Below are 16447 nucleotides of genomic sequence, written 5' to 3'. Positions count from 1 at the left end.
TATACAACATCAGAGTAAGACAAGAAGCGTCTCCTTCGGATCAGATTTTAAGATTTCGGGTATACAGGTGGGGGGCGGTGTGTCTCAACGTCCTGGATTCACCCATGGTCTTGTGTGTTGCAGAGAAAGGTAGATGCCAGCAGCTTACACGCGACTTCTGCCAATCTAATTTGTGTATAAGAGTAGACGAATTGGAGGTGAGCAGTTGGCTAAGTTCGATGAAGAGTCCGCTTCGCCAAAAGCAAAAAACCAGCCCTAAGGCTGGTTTTTCTAAATAGTGGTGCCCGGACTCGGAATCGAACCAAGGACACGGGGATTTTCAATCCCCTGCTCTACCGACTGAGCTATCCGGGCAACGAGGCGCATTAAAACCGATTCGCTTCGTTTCGTCAACGAAATTTCTTCAAATCAACGCAGACTGCACAATCTATCACCACATTGTTGCTATTGCACGCATTCTCAGGCAAAAAATGCCGTCCACGCGGCAGAAAGCGGCATTGCCAGCAGAAGGGCAGGAAGCATATTCACAACCGCAAACATTTTGATTCCACAAATACGTAAACCGGTTGCCAACAACAGTAGCCCACCTACGGCGCTGAAATCGGCCATCATGGCTGGCGTCGTTAGGGGCAAAATCATTGCCGCGCAGGTGGCAAGCGTTAACTGGATTGCCAGCATTGGTACACAAATTGCCGATACCGCGATACCTAATGAACAGGCGAAGATGATGGCCGTGAAGAAATCAAGAAACGACTTGGCGATTAAAATATTCGGATCGCCGGTCATCCCTTCATGTATAGCCCCGAAGATCCCGGTACCACTGGCGCAAAATAGCACGATGATGGCCACATAGCTCTGGATGAAGGATTCGTGCGTGGTGTTGGCATCCGACCGGGTGAAAAGCTGCTGCGCTTTGGCAACCGCGGTATTGATCCCTTTTTCCAGATAACAGAACTCGCCAATTAATGCACCGACTAACGTAGCCAGGACCATCACCGGTAGGTTAGCGCACTTGATAACCAGCAAAATACCAATCCCCAAAGAGCACAGTCCGAATATGGAGGTCATGGAGGCACGAATGCGTTCCGGTAAATGCTGGCTGAGTAGTGCGCCGAGAACACCACCAAATAAAATGGCGCCAGCATTAATAAAGGGTCCAATTACCACGTTTGCTCCTGCATACCCATTATCGTCTTGATGCTAAAGGCAATTCTCTGGGTAAAATATGTTTTCAGATTGCATTATTATGCCGCGATTGACAGGCGGATTGCTTGTTTATCTGTGAGGTTCAGGCTCCGGATTTTATCTTGCGCCTGAAAGTGAAAGGTGCCATGATTGCGCGAATTTTCTCCTGTCTGAATGGGGCTGCCTGGGATGATATTACTCCCCCTACATCGCCTTCAACATCGCCTTTTTGCGCGACGTTTGCCCCTTCCTGCGACTTATCTTTACGCTCCCACCATGCGGTGAGGGCAGCGCACGCTCACTGCAGGATAACAGTAAAATCAGAGGCTATCTGCTTTTACTGATGTCTGGCGGTCGGGGCTGGTAACCAGTTTGACCTGTCATTTCGTGGGCAAAGCAATATGGCTTTGTCCGGGACTTTTGATTTTCCCGAAACGGGTTATTGCGCTTATGAAATCAATGAAAATTGCCGCCAGTGGAGAACTGGTTTCTCGTCTGTCCAGCCATCGTCAGGTGGTGTCGCTGGACAGTACTGATTTTACTGACGTTGCGGCAGTCGTCATTACCGTTGCGGATAGCCGCAGCGGGATCCTTGCTTTGCTGAAACGCACCGGTTTTCATATACCCGTGTTTCTGTTCGCAGAGTCGGATGTTGATCTGCCGATGGGTGTGAATGCGGTCATTCGCGGTCAGGCGCAGGACTGGCTGGAGCTGGAGTCTGCTGCCTGTCAGTATGAAGAAGATTTGCTGCCGCCGTTCTATGACACGTTGACTCAGTATGTCGAGATGGGGAACAGCACATTTGCCTGCCCAGGACATCAACACGGTGAGTTCTTTAAAAAGCATCCCGCGGGGCGCCATTTCTACGAGTTCTTTGGCGAGAATCTGTTTCGCGCGGATATGTGCAACGCCGACGTTAAGCTTGGCGATCTGCTGATTCATGAAGGCTCGGCGAAACATGCGCAGAAATTTGCCGCGAAAGTTTTCCACGCGGATAAAACCTACTTTGTGCTGAACGGGACTTCTGCGGCCAATAAAGTAGTAACCAATGCGCTGCTGACGCGCGGCGATCTGGTGCTGTTTGACCGTAATAACCATAAGTCGAACCACCACGGTGCGCTGATCCAGGCGGGTGCGACGCCGGTGTATCTGGAAGCGGCGCGTAATCCGTTTGGCTTTATTGGCGGTATTGACGAGCACTGCTTTGATGAGGAGTATCTGCGCCAGCAACTTCGCGAGGTTGCGCCGCAAAAGGCCGATCAACCGCGCCCGTTCCGTCTGGCGATCATTCAGCTCGGCACCTATGACGGTACGATCTACAATGCCCGGCAGGTGATCGACAAGATCGGTCATCTCTGTGATTACATCCTGTTTGACTCCGCATGGGTCGGCTACGAACAATTTATTCCGATGATGGCCGATGGGTCACCGCTGCTGTTGGATCTCGATGCTAACGATCCGGGGATCTTTGTCACCCAGTCGGTACACAAACAGCAGGCCGGATTCTCGCAAACCTCGCAGATCCACAAAAAGGATAACCATATTCGCGGTCAGGCGCGGTTCTGCCCGCATAAGCGTCTGAATAATGCATTTATGCTGCATGCTTCTACCAGTCCGTTTTACCCGCTGTTTGCGGCGCTGGATGTTAACGCCAAAATCCATGAAGGCGAGAGCGGCCGTCGGCTGTGGGCGGAGTGTGTGACGCTGGGCATTGAGGCCCGTAAAGCGATACTTACCCGCTGTAAGATGATTCAGCCGTTTGTTCCCCCGGTAGTTGATGGCAAACCGTGGGAAAGCTATCTGACACAGGTGATTGCCAGCGAGCGTCGCTTCTTTAGCTTCGAACCAGGTGCTAAATGGCATGGTTTTTCCGGCTACGCGCGCGATCAGTATTTCGTTGACCCTTGCAAACTGCTGTTAACCACTCCGGGAATTGACGCACAAACCGGGCAATATACCGAGTTTGGTATTCCGGCGACGATTCTGGCGCATTACCTGCGTGAAAACGGCATCGTGCCGGAGAAATGCGACCTTAACTCGATTCTGTTCCTGCTGACCCCGGCAGAAAGCGCAGAGAAATTGGCGCAACTGGTGGCGATGCTGGCGCAGTTTGAGCAGCATATTGAAGACGATACGCCGCTGGCAGATGTGCTGCCAACCATCTTCAATAAGTATCCGGTACGCTATCGGGATTTCACCCTGCGTGAACTGTGCCAGGAGATGCACTCACTGTACGTCAGCTTTGATGTGAAAGATCTGCAAAAAGCGATGTTCCGTCAGGAAAGTTTACCTGCCGTGGCGATGAACCCACAGGATGCGAACAGCGCTTTTATCCGTGGTGATGTTGAACTGGTGCGGATTAGTGAAGCAGCTGGCCGCATTGCGGCGGAAGGTGCGCTGCCTTATCCTCCGGGCGTGCTGTGCGTGGTACCGGGCGAAGTATGGGGTGGGGCGGTACAGCAATATTTCCTGGCGCTGGAAGAGGGCGTAAACCTGCTGCCAGGCTTCTCGCCGGAGCTGCAAGGTGTTTACAGTGAAACGGATGCAGACGGTATTAAGCGTCTGTATGGATATGTGGTGAAGTAAGCGCAAAAAAAGCGGGTTACCTTTTGGCAACCCGCTTTTCTCTGCGTAAACGTTAGTGCGCGATAGTCTGGGTGCCTGCTGGAACGCGTACGTGTTTGTATTTAAACAGCGCAACGAAGGCAAAAGCCAGAACCAGCGAGTAACCTGCGAAGATCAACCACACGGTCTGCCAGTCGGTAATACCGTTCAGCGTATAGTGTTCAACGACTTTACCGCTCACCAGTCCGCCCAGAATACAACCGAAGCCGTTGGTCATCATCAGGAACATACCCTGTGCGCTGGCGCGGATTTCAGGGCGTACTTCTTTCTCCACGAACACAGAACCAGAGATGTTGAAGAAGTCGAAGGCGCAGCCGTAAACAATCATCGACAGAACCAGCAGCACGGTACCGAACGGCGTTGGATCGCCGTAGGCAAACAGGCCGAAGCGCAGCATCCACGCCACAATACTGATAAGCATCACGTTCTTAATACCGTAACGGCTTAAGAAGAACGGGATGGTCAGGATAAACAGCGTCTCGGAAATCTGTGAAATCGACATCATCACCGATGCGTGTTCCACGATAAAGCTACCGGAGAACAGTGGGTTGTTATCGAAGCTGTGCAGGAAGGTGTTACCAAACATATTGGTAATCTGCAGCTCTGCGCCCAGCATCATTGAGAAGATGAAGAAAATCGCCATACGCTTGTTTTTAAACAGCGCGAAAGCATCCAGACCGAGCATTGATGTCCAGCTCTGGTTTTTCTGCTGATTGGCAACCGGAATATGCGGCAGCGTCAGGGTGAACAGTACCAGTACCAGGGACAATGTCGCACCGATGTACAGCTGCATATGGCTCAGTTCAAAGCCGGAGAAGCTCACTGCCCACATCGCCAGAATAAAGCCGATGGTGCCCCAGATACGAATTGGCGGGAAGTCGGTAACGATATCCATCCCGGCAGATTGCAGGCGATAGTAGGAGATGGTGTTGATTAGCCCCAGTGTTGGCATATAGGCCAGGGAGTTAAGCAAGATCACAAAGAACATGGCCCCTGGCGTGGTGACTTCGGCTGCGGCAAACAGCGTTCCTGCGCCGACCAGGTGGCAAAGGGCGTAAACCCACTTCGCACTGATCCATTTATCGGCCACGATCCCTAACAGCGTTGGCATAAACACGGCGGCGATCCCCAGCGAGCTATACACCGCGCCAATGGATGCACCATCGAATTTAAGGGTGACAAACATATAGGAGCCGAGGGTAGTGAGCCAACTACCCCATAAGCAGAACTGCAGAAACGAGAGAACTTTCAGCTGCAGCTTAAGATTCATGTTAATTTCCTCACACCGTAATGCGGATGAATGTTTTAAAAGGCACATTTGCCGTGGCTATATGATGTGATTCTATCAATGAGAGGCACTCTTTTTTTGTTACCTGTGACAAATATTTGCAAACAATTTCTGATTGCAAAGCAAAAGAGTGATGGAGTTAACATTTTTGGTGCTTCAGGCCCCCGTTTTAGGGGGCTGAAGAGGAATACATTAGCGGCGTCGATAGGATTTTTGTGCGGAATTGACCTTGTAAAGGTATCGGCGTGATTCAGCAGAGGGATGTCGGGTGGTCAGCGTTTGATAAACGTCACCTGGAGACATGCTGTTAATGATATTCGCGGCCTGAATTTTATCGTTCGAGAACACGCGTAGCACGCTGCCCGCGCCGCCGTTATACGCGGTGATTACCGCATAGCGGCGTGAGGTCGGATTATCGATACCACCTAAATAGACATTGTTGAGCATTGCCAGATAGGCCGTGCCGGTATCAATGTTGCTGGCCGGATCAAACAAGAAGCTACGGCTTGGTGTGCCTGAGCGCCCTTGCGAGCGGAACACATCTTTCCCGGCGCTGTGCTGTACCACCTGCATCAGTCCCAGCGCATCGGCATGGCTCACCGCATACGGGTTAAACGAGGATTCGGTTTGCATGATAGCCAGAATCAGCGACTCGTCGACGCCATACTTACGTGAAGCCTGACGCACCATACCGACGTATTTATGCGCGCGCTTATCAAGGTGGTTCGGCACCAGATTGATCGTCACGCTATAGATGATACGCAGGCCATTGCTGCGGCTTTTAAGTCGTGTTTGCAGCAGGTAGTTGGCAAAGTTGGTGGCACGCCCCTCCCAACGAATGGGCTGACCGGTATTATCAACCACCTGTCCGTACAGGAATGGCTCTTTGGAAATCTTAATGTCGTCGACATCGGAATAGAGGTCGATAGAACCCGGATCATCGCCCATCAGCAATGTCTTGATAATCGCCCGACGCAGGTGTCCGGCGGGATCTGTCCCGGCAATGGTCTCGACGGTTATCGTACCGTCATCAAAGTTGATATGGCTGCGGGTTTGATACTGATCGGTATACTTGACGTAGTCCTTCGGACCCGCAATCAGCACTTCCTTAAATCCCCACAAATTCTCAATATTATGGGCAAATTGCCCCATCAGAATATCAAAACCGTTGGTATCCTTGACCCAGGCTTCGTTATAGGAATCGCCTTTTTTGGTCGAACTGGAACAGGAGATGAGCAACGGCGCAATAACGGCAAGCGCGAGAAATTTTTTCATCATTCCGGGAGTGCGTGTTGTGTTTGTTGTTTGCAAGGACCAGATTAAAACGTAGGCCGGATAAGCGCAGCGCCATCCGGCAACGGTTCTTATGACTCTGGCGTATAGCCTTCAATATGCACATCCTTACCTTCAAACAGGAAGTTAATCATCTCCTGTTCCAGTAACTTACGGTGTTCGACGTTCATCATATTGAGTTTTTTCTCGTTAATCAGCATGGTCTGTTTATGCTGCCATTGCGCCCATGCTTCTTTAGAAATCTCGTTATAAATGCGTTTTCCCAGATCGCCCGGGTACAGCTGAAAATCCTGGCCTTCTGCTTCGCGTTGCAGGAAAGTGCAAAAAATCGTTCTGCTCATAAAAAGTCCTCTCTATCGTCCGGTACGTTAAACGTGTGTACCGGCACGTAATTGCTGTAACAAACGCTCCACGGGAGCCGCCAGTCCGACCGACGGCGGTTGCGCTAAGTTATACCAGAGCGCGTTGCCTTCATCCATGCATGAGGTGAATGAAGACACGGGAAGCCACATAGGCACAATATCTAAGTGGAAATGGCTAAAGGTATGGCGAAACGCATTAAGTTGGGTCAGATTATCTGCGTTAATTTGTCGTTGCGCCAGCCAGTTGCGCAGTCCATCTTCGTCGTCAAACTGCGGAAAACAGTATAAGCCACCCCATAAGCCGCTGGGCGGCCGCTGTGAGAGCAGCACTTCGTCATCATGCTGCATCAGTAAAAAATAGCCCGTTCGTTCCGGTAACGTCTGTTTGGGCTTTTTACCGGGATACAGCGCCCAACTTGCATTGGCGCTCGCCACACAGCCATTTTCCAACGGACACAGGGAACATTTAGGTTTTGAGCGCGTACAGACCATGGCGCCTAAATCCATCATCGCCTGATTAAAACGCTCAACACCCTGAGCCGGCGTAACTTGCTCGCTCAGCTCCCACAGCTTCTTTTCGACCTCTTTTTTACCCGGCCAGCCGCTTACAGCATAACAGCGAGCCAGCACGCGTTTGACGTTACCGTCGAGAATCGGAAAATGCTGACCCAGAGAGAGAGAAAGGATCGCGCCTGCGGTTGAACGTCCGACGCCAGGTAGGGCGGCTACTTCATCAAAGGTTTGCGGAAATATACCGTTATGCAGCGTCACAACCTGCTGCGCGGCTTTATGCAGATTACGCGCACGGGCGTAATAACCCAGCCCGGTCCACAAATGCAGAACTTCATCCAGCGGCGCATGGGCCAAATCCGTTACCGTTGGGAAGCGCGCCATAAAGCGCTCAAAATAGGGGATAACGGTCGCAACCTGAGTTTGTTGCAGCATTACCTCAGAGAGCCATACTTTGTAAGGCGTCTTGTCAATTTGCCAGGGCAGCGTTTTCCGCCCGTATTTGTCGTACCAGCTCAAAACCTGAGCCGAAAATTGAGACGCTTGCATGATTACCGTTTCATTATTGCCGGGGGCAAGATTGCAGCACAGCGGCAACGGGGTGTAAACCGGAACTTTCCGCTGCTCACTTTCTTCCTTTACTTGCATCCGGCAACTAACTTTGGATAATGCCCGTTTTCAGAACTCAAACACAGCAGACTAAACTTTTATGAAGAACGACGTCATTTCACCGGAATTTGATGAAAACGGCCGCCCTCTGCGCCGGATTCGTAGTTTTGTTCGTCGCCAGGGGCGACTGACGAAAGGGCAGGAACACGCGCTGGAAAACTACTGGCCGGTGATGGGCGTTGAGTTCAGCGAAGAGCCTGTAGATTTCGCAGAACTGTTTGGCCGTGACGCGCCAGTCACGCTGGAAATCGGTTTTGGTATGGGAGCGTCGCTGGTTGCAATGGCGAAAGCGCGTCCGGAACAGAATTTCCTCGGCATTGAGGTTCACTCACCTGGCGTTGGTGCGTGTCTGGCTTCAGCCCATGAAGAGGGTGTCGAGAACCTGCGCGTCATGTGCCATGATGCCGTTGAAGTCCTGCATAAAATGATTCCTGACAATTCTTTATCTATGGTTCAGCTGTTTTTCCCTGACCCGTGGCATAAAGCACGTCATAATAAACGCCGTATCGTTCAGGTACCGTTTGCTGAGCATATCTTAAGTAAGCTGAAGCTGGGCGGCGTGTTCCATATGGCGACCGACTGGGAAGCGTATGCGGAGCACATGCTTGAAGTGATGTCCTCGATTGACGGGTATAAAAACCAGTCAGAGAGTAACGATTATGTACCGCGCCCGGAATCGCGCCCGGTAACCAAATTTGAACAACGTGGTCATCGTCTTGGCCACGGCGTATGGGACTTAATGTTCGAGAGGGTGAAATAATGGCAAAGAACCGTAGCCGTCGTCTGCGTAAAAAGATGCACATCGAAGAATTCCAGGAAGTAGGATTTTCGGTTGCATGGCGTTTCCCGGAAGGTACATCTGGAGAGCAGGTCGATCAAATCGTTGATGACTTTATCAATGAAGTCATCGAACCGAACAAGCTGGCTTTTGACGGCAGCGGCTATCTGGCCTGGGAAGGTCTGATCTGTCTGCAGGAAATCGGCAAATGCACCGAAGAACACCAGGCAATCGTGCGTAAGTGGCTGGAAGAGCACAAACTCGAAGAAGTGCGTACCAGCGAACTTTTCGATATTTGGTGGGACTAAGTAGCACAGGGTCGGCAAATGCCGGCCCGATTTGTATTGAGGGAAAGATATGATGCGCAAAACGCTGCTGGCGGCAGTCCTAACGTTCACGGCGATGGCCGCACATGCAGATTACCAGTGCAGCGTCACCCCGCGTGACGATGTGATTTTGAGCCCACAAACGGTGCAGGTGAAGGGCGAGAATGGCGACCTGGTTATTACCCAGGCTGGCGATGTCACCTTCAACGGTAAACAGTACAACCTGAACGCCGCACAGCGTGAGCAGGCCAAAGATTATCAGGCGGCGTTGCGTAGCAGCCTGCCGTGGATCGACGAAGGTGCCAGAGCGCGCGTAGAGAAAGGTCGCGTGGCGCTGGACAAAATCATCGCCAAAGAGGTCGGTGAAAGCAGCAACATGCGTGGCCGCTTAACCAAGCTGGATGCGCAATTGAAAGAGCAGATGAACCGCATCATCGAGCATCGAACTGATGGCCTGACTTTCCATTATAAGGCGATTGATCAGGTCCGCGCGGACGGACAACAGCTGGTTAATCAGGCGATGGGCGGCATTTTGCAGGACAGCATCAACGAAATGGGGGCGAAAGCCGTACTCAAAGGCGGTGGTAATCCACTGCAGGGCGTACTCGGAAGCCTCGGTGGCTTGCAGACCTCAATTCAGAACGAATGGAAGAATCAGGAACAAGACTTCCAGCAGTTTGGCAAAGATGTCTGTTCCCGCGTTGTGACGCTGGAAAACGATCGTAAAACGCTGGTTAGCACTCTGAAATAATCTTCACCTCTTATTAACGGCACAGAAACATTCTGTGCCGTTTTATTTTGTATATTTCTGTTTTTTTGATATCCATCTCTAAGAACGGCAATTTGGTGGAGATATAAATCTGGTTAATTGGAACTCGTCACATTATTCATCTGTAGGATAGACATAATGCTGCAAATTCAAGTAACTGGAGAAATAACATGGAGTTTTTCAAGAAAACGGCACTTGCCGCACTGGTTATGGGGTTCAGCGGCGCGGCGCTTGCACTGCCAAACATCACCATTTTAGCGACCGGTGGGACGATTGCCGGCGGCGGTGATTCCGCGACAAAATCTAACTACACGGCAGGCAAGGTTGGCGTAGAAAATCTGGTTGAGGCCGTACCTCAATTGAAAGATATCGCTGTCGTTAAAGGCGAGCAGGTGGTGAATATCGGCTCCCAGGATATGAATGACGAAGTCTGGTTAACGCTGGCGAAAAAGATTAATACCGAGTGTGATAAAACCGACGGCTTCGTGGTAACACATGGTACGGATACCATGGAAGAAACCGCCTATTTCCTCGACCTGACCGTCAAGTGCAACAAGCCGGTGGTGCTGGTCGGTGCAATGCGTCCGTCTACGGGGATGAGCGCTGATGGCCCGTTCAACTTGTATAACGCGGTAGTAACTGCCGCAGACAAAGCCTCTGCCAACCGCGGAGTGCTGGTGGTGATGAACGACACCGTTATGGATGGTCGTGACGTGACTAAAACCAACACTACCGACGTCGCTACCTTCAAATCCGTTAACTACGGCCCGCTGGGTTACATCCATAACGGTAAAATCGACTACCAGCGTACGCCTGCGCGTAAGCACACCACGTCTACTCCGTTCGATGTGTCTAAGCTGACCGAGCTGCCGAAAGTTGGGATTGTTTATAACTACGCTAATGCCTCCGATCTGCCGGCAAAAGCGCTGGTGGATGCGGGTTACGCCGGGATCGTCAGTGCGGGTGTAGGTAACGGTAACCTGTATAAAACCATTTTCGATACGCTGGCAACCGCCGCGCATAAGGGTACCGTTGTAGTGCGTTCATCCCGTGTACCAACGGGCGCCACTACACAGGATGCAGAAGTTGATGATGCAAAATACGGATTTGTGGCTTCAGGTTTCCTGAACCCGCAAAAAGCACGTGTTCTGCTGCAGCTTGCGCTGACTCAAACCAAGGATCCTAAGCAGATCCAGGAAATGTTTAATCAGTATTAATCGATGAAGGTGGCTGCGCTTACCGCCCTAACCCTGTAGGCCGGATTAGACGCAGCCGCCATCCGGCAATTTTCCTGATGGCGCTACGCTTATCAGGCCTACGTTCACCAGCCATCACTCCGCCAGAAACAGCTCCAGCAGCGAATTCAAGAACAGCTTACCGTGTTGGGTAATCTGCCAGTACTCATCGCATTCACTCAGGTAGCCCTGGGAAATAGCCTCATCGATCTGTCGACGAATAACGTCTTCGGTAAGACCGGTATATTGCGTGAACTCCGCGCGAGGCGCGGCTTCCAGCAGCCGGAAACGGTTCATGAAGAACTCGAACGGCTTATCGGCTTCGGCGACATCGCGCTGGCTTTCGAGATAACGCCCTTGCATATACCCACGCGGATGCCGTGTTTTGGTGGTGCGCAGGATGCGTCCGTCAGGGAATGTGATCTTACCGTGTGCGCCGCAGCCAATGCCAAGATAGTCGCCAAAACGCCAGTAGTTAAGGTTGTGCTGACACTGATAACCCGGTCTGGCGTAGGCTGAGGTTTCGTACTGCTGATATCCCGCGGCGGTAAGTAGCTGGTGGCCTTGCTCAAAAATATCCCACAGCGCGTCATCGTCCGGTAAAACCGGCGGTCGGGAACCGAACAGCGTGTTGGGTTCGATGGTCAACTGATACCAGGAAAGATGCGGTGGGTTGAGCGCGATGGCCTGCTGTAAATCGCCCAGCGCCTCTTCCAGCGTCTGATCCGGTAAACCATGCATCAGGTCGAGGTTAAAACTGCGTAGCCCCAGACCGCTCGCCAGGTGTGCTGCTCGTTTGGCTTCTTCCGGCCCGTGAATACGTCCCAGACGTTCGAGTTTGGCGGAGCTAAAGCTCTGTACGCCAATCGAGATACGGTTGACGCCAGCGCGTTGATAATCCACAAAGCGATCGGCTTCCACCGTCCCGGGATTCGCCTCCATCGTGATTTCTGCATCTTCGGCCAGATTCAGCCGTGCTCGCACGCCGTCGAGCAGCGTTTGCATCGCCGGGCCAGAAAGCAGGCTCGGCGTGCCACCACCGATAAAAATCGTCTTTACTTCACGGCCCTGGGCATGGGCCACCTCAGTATCCAGATCGCTCAGTAGATGCTGCACATAGTCGTCATGAGGGACTTCGCCCTTTAGCGCATGCGAGTTGAAGTCGCAGTACGGGCATTTCTGCACGCACCACGGGATGTGAATATAAAGACTTAGCGGCGGAAGCTTAACCATTACGCAGGGCATCCAGCAGCAGCTTCAGCGCCTGTCCGCGGTGAGAAATTGCACTCTTTTCTTCACGGGTCAGTTCGGCTGCGGTTTTCCCTTCAGACGGCACAAAGAAGATCGGGTCGTAGCCAAAACCACCGTTTCCGGCAGGTTCGCGGGTAATCACGCCCGGCCAGCTTCCGTGGCACACAACAGGCGTTGGATCGTCTGCATGGCGCATATACACCAGCACACAATGGAACTGCGCCTGGCGCTTGTCATCAGGAATATCCTGCAGGGTGTGAAGCAGTTTTTCCAGGTTCTGCTGATCGGTCGCATCTTCGCCGGAATAGCGGGCTGAATAGATACCCGGCGCGCCGCCAAGGGCATTTACTGCCAGACCTGAGTCATCAGCAATGGCCGGTAAGCCGGTAATTTGCGCGGCATGACGCGCCTTCAGAATGGCGTTCTCAATAAACGTCAGCCCGGTCTCGTCTGCAGAATCAACACCCAGTTCCGTTTGGGCAACAACATCAAGACCGAAATCACTCAGAAGAGAGGCGAGTTCACGCACTTTACCGGCATTGCCGGTCGCGAGGACAACTTTTTGCATGGGATACCTAATCAGTTAACGCCGCAATTTCGGGCGGGATCTGTTGCGGATGAATGATTTTAACCTGTTTGTGACGACCAAGCTCGCCCTTCTCAATGACGACCTGGCTTTTTGCCACACGGAACTGTTTGCCGAGAAACTTCACCAGATGGCTATTGGCCTGGCCATCAACCGGTGGGGCGGTAATGGCGACTTTAACTTCGTCGCCATGTAAACCCACAATACTGTCACGGCTGGCTTTAGGCTGAATATAGAGCCGTAAAACCAGACCGTCGTCGCAGGGTGTAACGGCACTCATAGCGCCATCCACAGCCCCGGCAGCAGCATGTTGCCTGTCGCCTGTAACACTTCCGCGATGCCCATGTTAATAACGTAGAGCAGCAGAACCAGAATCATTGGGGAGAAATCGATCCCGCCCATGCCTGGAAGTATGCGACGGATAGGACGCAGCAGCGGATCTGCCAGTTGAATCAGCACGTACTCTACAGGACTGCGGCCCTGGCTGACCCAGCTCATAATCGCCATCACAAGCAGCACCCAGAAAATCAACAGCCCGATAGTCTTCAGGACAATCAGTACGGCGGCGATCCAGATGATCGGCTGGAACGTGACCACCTTAAACAGCACGATTGCTTTGATAAAGCTGAGAACGAGCGCAACTAATGCTGAGGCGCTGTCGATCGGTCCCATCGGGGGAATAATGCGGCGTAACGGCCCAATGATGGGCTGAGTGATTTTCACTATAAACTGCGAGAACGGGTTGTAAAAATCGCAGCGAGACCATTGCATCCACACGCGCAGCAGCAGCGCCATGGTATACAGCTCAATTACCGTTGAGAGCAGGAAGGTCAACGTATTCATGGTGTTCCTTAGTTTTCCTTATTTTTTAGTGTAATCACGAGCACCAAAAATGGCAGTGCCAATGCGCACCATCGTGCTACCCGCCGCGATGGCGGCATCCATATCATCAGACATTCCCAGTGAGAGAGTGTCGATGCCTGGGTAGCGTGTTTTCAACCCGGCAAATGCTACCGCCATTTGCTGTGCAACTTCAAACTGCCTTACATAATCTGACTCTGGAGCCGGAATCGCCATCAGACCACGCAGGGTAATGCGCGGCAGTGCAGCGACTTCAGCGGCCAGTGCATCAAGCTCTGCCAGCGGAATTCCTGACTTACTGTTCTCATCGCTGATATTAATTTGAATCAGTACATTGAGCGGCGGCAGTTCCGCCGGGCGCTGTTCGCTCAGACGGGCAGCGATACGCAGGCGGTCGATCGTATGGCACCAGTCAAAGTGCTCAGCGACCAGACGACTTTTGTTGGACTGCAGCGGGCCGATAAAGTGCCACTGCAGATCGTTGACGCCTTTTTCCTGGAAGTAGCGGATTTTATCCACCCCTTCCTGCACATAGTTTTCACCGAAGGCACGCTGCCCGGCGGCAATGGCTTCTTCGATGGCGCTCGCAGGTTTGGTTTTACTGACTGCAAGCAACGTAACTTCTTCTGAAGACCGCCCGCAACGCGTCGCGGCGGCTGAGATTTTGTCCCGGACATGTGCCAGGTTATGCGCGATATCGTTCATTTTCCGAGGATGTTCATATGAATATGGAAGAAATAGTGGCCCTTAGTGTAAAGCATAACGTGTCGGATCTACACCTGTGCAATGCATGGCCTGCGCGTTGGCGCATACGTGGAAAAGTCGAAATCGCACCCTTTACTACGCCTGACGTGGAGAATCTGCTGATGTGCTGGCTCAGTGAGCAACAACAGGTACAGTGGCAGGAACAGGGGCAGATTGATTTTGCTATTGCGCTGGCCGGTTCCCAGCGGCTGCGCGCCAGTGCTTTTGTTCATCAACAGGGAACCTCACTGGCGCTAAGATTGCTCCCGCTTGATTGTCCATGTTTAGACGATCTCCAGACCCCTGACGTCATACCTGAACTGCTGCGCAGTGAAAATGGGTTAATTCTGGTGACAGGCGCTACCGGTAGCGGTAAATCAACGACCCTGGCGGCGATGGTAGAGTACCTTAATCAGCATGTTGCGGGGCATATTCTGACGCTGGAAGACCCGATTGAATATCGTTACACCAGCCAGCGTTGTCTTATTCAACAACGGGAGGTGGGCGTACACTGCGCTTCTTTTGCCGCCGGTTTACGCGGCGCGCTGCGTGAAGATCCCGACGTCATTTTGCTGGGCGAACTGCGCGACGCGGAAACCATTCGTCTGGCATTAACGGCAGCGGAAACCGGGCATCTGGTGCTGGCAACGTTACATACGCGAGGGGCGGCACAGGCTATCGCGCGGCTGGTGGACACCTTTTCGGCAACAGAGAAAGATCCGGTGCGTAATCAGCTGGCAGACAGCCTGCGGGCGGTACTTTCGCAAAAGCTGGAGGAAGATAAGCTGGGAGGACGCGTGGCGCTATTTGAGCTGCTCGTCAACACGCCAGCCGTGGGCAATTTGATTCGTGAAGGGAAAACGCATCAGCTACCCGGCGTAATTCAAACCGGGCAACAGACAGGTATGCAGACATTTGCACAAAGTCAGCAGCAGCGTCAGGCGCAGGGACGGATTTAGTAACCCTGCTCGAAATAGCTTTCGAGGATGACCACGGCAGAAGCGGAATCTACTTTGCCTTTATTCAACGCCCGGTATCCGCCTTGTTCGAACAGGCCGGAGCGGGCCTCGACGGTGCTCAAGCGTTCATCGTGCAGCGTTACGGTTAAGCCAAAGCGACCGTGAATACGGTTAGCGAACTTACGCGCGCGCGCGGTAAGGGGCTGTTCTGTGCCATCCATGTTGAGTGGTAGGCCGACAATGATTTCATCCGGCTGCCATTCTTTCAGCAGGCGTTCAATCAAACTCCAGTCTGGCGTACCGTCCTGCGCCTTAATGGCGGGCAACGGTCTGGCCGTACCGGTAATGCGCTGACCAACAGCAACACCAATACTTTTCGTACCAAAATCAAAAGAGAGTAATGTTCCGCTCATCAGGCATGTCCCGCCACGCCTGGCATGGTCTGAATATCTATCCCGATAAGCTTCGCCGCATCGCGCCAGCGGTCGGCAATCGGCGTTTTGAATAAGATGTTGAGGTCTGCGGGCGCAGTGAGCCAGGCGTTATCCAGTAACTCTTGTTCCAGTTGACCTTTTTCCCATGATGAATAACCCAGCGCAACCAGCACTTCGGACGGTTGTTCTTGTGTGCCCAGGGTTTCTAGTACATCGCGGGAGGTGGTGATGATGGTGTTATCTGAAATGCGGATACTGGATGCAAAACGTGACGGCGGGGTATGCAGAATAAATCCACGGTCTTCCGCCAGCGGGCCGCCGAGCATCACTGGTTTATCCAGACGAATGGCCGGATCGCGTTCTTCTGGGGTAATCTTCAGCTTTTCCAGAATCCCTTCAATTTGTAAGTTTTCCAGAGGCTTATTAACGATAATCCCCATTGCTCCGTTCTCATTATGTTCACAGATGTACACCACGGAACGGCGGAAAATCGGATCCTGGAGAGCAGGCATGGCAATCAGAAAGTGATGCTGTAAATTCATTGTCAGAGGTTCTGTTTCCTGGTTCAAAAA

General features: G+C 52.3%; 18 protein-coding genes and 1 tRNA gene. 6 read left to right on the top strand and 13 right to left on the bottom strand.

Translation table 11 applies throughout. The features are described from left to right. Positions 1 to 278: 278 nt before the first annotated feature. Together OGY67_RS08635 and OGY67_RS08630 are read right to left on the bottom strand one after the other, a co-directional pair. Positions 279 to 354, bottom strand: a tRNA-Phe gene (locus OGY67_RS08635). Positions 355 to 459: 105 nt separating this feature from the next. Then, on the bottom strand, positions 460 to 1167 hold the full coding sequence (locus OGY67_RS08630) for a DUF554 domain-containing protein (protein WP_048215570.1): 708 nt from the start codon (positions 1165 to 1167) through the stop codon (positions 460 to 462). A 468-nt stretch (positions 1168 to 1635) separates the two neighbouring features. Between OGY67_RS08630 and OGY67_RS08625 the strand changes: the two genes are divergently transcribed. Next, positions 1636 to 3771 carry an ornithine decarboxylase gene (locus OGY67_RS08625; protein WP_286573865.1) on the top strand — a complete coding sequence of 712 codons (2136 nt, stop codon included), beginning with the start codon at positions 1636 to 1638 and terminating at the stop codon, positions 3769 to 3771. A gap of 52 nt (positions 3772 to 3823) precedes the next feature. On the opposite strand, the gene OGY67_RS08620 is transcribed toward OGY67_RS08625, so the two are convergent. The 4 genes from OGY67_RS08620 to mutY form a co-directional block, all read right to left on the bottom strand. Next, positions 3824 to 5080, bottom strand: coding sequence for a nucleoside permease (locus tag OGY67_RS08620; RefSeq protein WP_008785778.1), 1257 nt, complete (start codon positions 5078 to 5080; stop codon positions 3824 to 3826). A 210-nt stretch (positions 5081 to 5290) separates the two neighbouring features. Beyond that, positions 5291 to 6376 (bottom strand): membrane-bound lytic murein transglycosylase MltC, encoded by a 1086-nt coding sequence (gene mltC, locus OGY67_RS08615; protein WP_008785777.1) that lies wholly within the window; start codon positions 6374 to 6376, stop codon positions 5291 to 5293. A gap of 86 nt (positions 6377 to 6462) precedes the next feature. Further along, a complete protein-coding gene (locus tag OGY67_RS08610) occupies positions 6463 to 6732 on the bottom strand; it encodes an oxidative damage protection protein (protein WP_003027126.1) in 270 nt (89 codons plus the stop codon). A 27-nt stretch (positions 6733 to 6759) separates the two neighbouring features. Continuing rightward, a complete protein-coding gene (gene mutY / locus OGY67_RS08605) occupies positions 6760 to 7812 on the bottom strand; it encodes an A/G-specific adenine glycosylase (RefSeq protein ID WP_234692672.1) in 1053 nt (350 codons plus the stop codon). Between the two features lie 160 nt (positions 7813 to 7972). Between mutY and trmB the strand changes: the two genes are divergently transcribed. The 4 genes from trmB (at position 7973) to ansB (ending at position 11022) form a co-directional block, all read left to right on the top strand. Further along, positions 7973 to 8692: a tRNA (guanosine(46)-N7)-methyltransferase TrmB gene (gene trmB / locus OGY67_RS08600; RefSeq protein ID WP_003825406.1), complete on the top strand. Its 720-nt coding sequence runs from the start codon at positions 7973 to 7975 to the stop codon at positions 8690 to 8692. Next, a complete protein-coding gene (locus OGY67_RS08595; RefSeq protein WP_003027115.1) occupies positions 8692 to 9018 on the top strand; it encodes a YggL family protein in 327 nt (108 codons plus the stop codon). Before trmB ends, OGY67_RS08595 begins: the two co-directional genes overlap by 1 nt. 49 nt (positions 9019 to 9067) lie before the next feature. After that, entirely contained in the window at positions 9068 to 9787 is a 720-nt protein-coding gene (locus OGY67_RS08590; RefSeq protein ID WP_003825409.1) for a YggN family protein, read from the top strand. 188 nt (positions 9788 to 9975) lie between these two features. Continuing rightward, complete coding sequence (ansB, locus tag OGY67_RS08585; RefSeq protein ID WP_286573864.1) at positions 9976 to 11022, top strand: L-asparaginase 2; 1047 nt, start codon at positions 9976 to 9978, stop codon at positions 11020 to 11022. A gap of 114 nt (positions 11023 to 11136) precedes the next feature. Here the strand turns inward: ansB and hemW are convergent, their stop codons facing one another. The 5 genes from hemW to OGY67_RS08560 are packed head-to-tail and all read right to left on the bottom strand — an operon-like array spanning position 11137 to position 14443. Beyond that, a complete protein-coding gene (hemW, locus tag OGY67_RS08580) occupies positions 11137 to 12273 on the bottom strand; it encodes a radical SAM family heme chaperone HemW (protein WP_003825412.1) in 1137 nt (378 codons plus the stop codon). Beyond that, positions 12266 to 12859 (bottom strand): XTP/dITP diphosphatase, encoded by a 594-nt coding sequence (locus tag OGY67_RS08575; RefSeq protein ID WP_003825414.1) that lies wholly within the window; start codon positions 12857 to 12859, stop codon positions 12266 to 12268. The genes hemW and OGY67_RS08575 overlap by 8 nt, the downstream gene beginning before the upstream one ends. Before the next feature lie 7 nt (positions 12860 to 12866). Next, a complete protein-coding gene (gene yggU / locus OGY67_RS08570) occupies positions 12867 to 13157 on the bottom strand; it encodes a DUF167 family protein YggU (protein ID WP_003027101.1) in 291 nt (96 codons plus the stop codon). After that, complete coding sequence (locus tag OGY67_RS08565; RefSeq protein WP_003825417.1) at positions 13154 to 13720, bottom strand: YggT family protein; 567 nt, start codon at positions 13718 to 13720, stop codon at positions 13154 to 13156. The genes yggU and OGY67_RS08565 overlap by 4 nt, the downstream gene beginning before the upstream one ends. A gap of 18 nt (positions 13721 to 13738) precedes the next feature. Further along, a complete protein-coding gene (locus tag OGY67_RS08560; RefSeq protein WP_103284733.1) occupies positions 13739 to 14443 on the bottom strand; it encodes a YggS family pyridoxal phosphate-dependent enzyme in 705 nt (234 codons plus the stop codon). Between the two features lie 17 nt (positions 14444 to 14460). Between OGY67_RS08560 and OGY67_RS08555 the strand changes: the two genes are divergently transcribed. Next, the gene (locus OGY67_RS08555) at positions 14461 to 15441 is read left to right on the top strand and encodes a type IV pilus twitching motility protein PilT (RefSeq protein ID WP_048236732.1); all 981 of its coding nucleotides are present in this window, start codon (positions 14461 to 14463) and stop codon (positions 15439 to 15441) included. Here the strand turns inward: OGY67_RS08555 and ruvX are convergent. Next, positions 15438 to 15854 carry a Holliday junction resolvase RuvX gene (gene ruvX, locus OGY67_RS08550; RefSeq protein WP_286573863.1) on the bottom strand — a complete coding sequence of 139 codons (417 nt, stop codon included), beginning with the start codon at positions 15852 to 15854 and terminating at the stop codon, positions 15438 to 15440. The two genes, OGY67_RS08555 and ruvX, sit on opposite strands and share 4 nt — an antisense overlap. Continuing rightward, entirely contained in the window at positions 15854 to 16417 is a 564-nt protein-coding gene (locus OGY67_RS08545; RefSeq protein WP_003027086.1) for a YqgE/AlgH family protein, read from the bottom strand. Before OGY67_RS08545 ends, ruvX begins: the two co-directional genes overlap by 1 nt. Positions 16418 to 16447: the final 30 nt, after the last annotated feature.

Origin of the sequence: Citrobacter sp. Cpo015 (genome assembly GCF_030333035.1) — a bacterium.
Taxonomy (GTDB): domain Bacteria; phylum Pseudomonadota; class Gammaproteobacteria; order Enterobacterales; family Enterobacteriaceae; genus Citrobacter; species Citrobacter portucalensis.
This window is presented reverse-complemented; position numbering and strand designations above follow the sequence as displayed.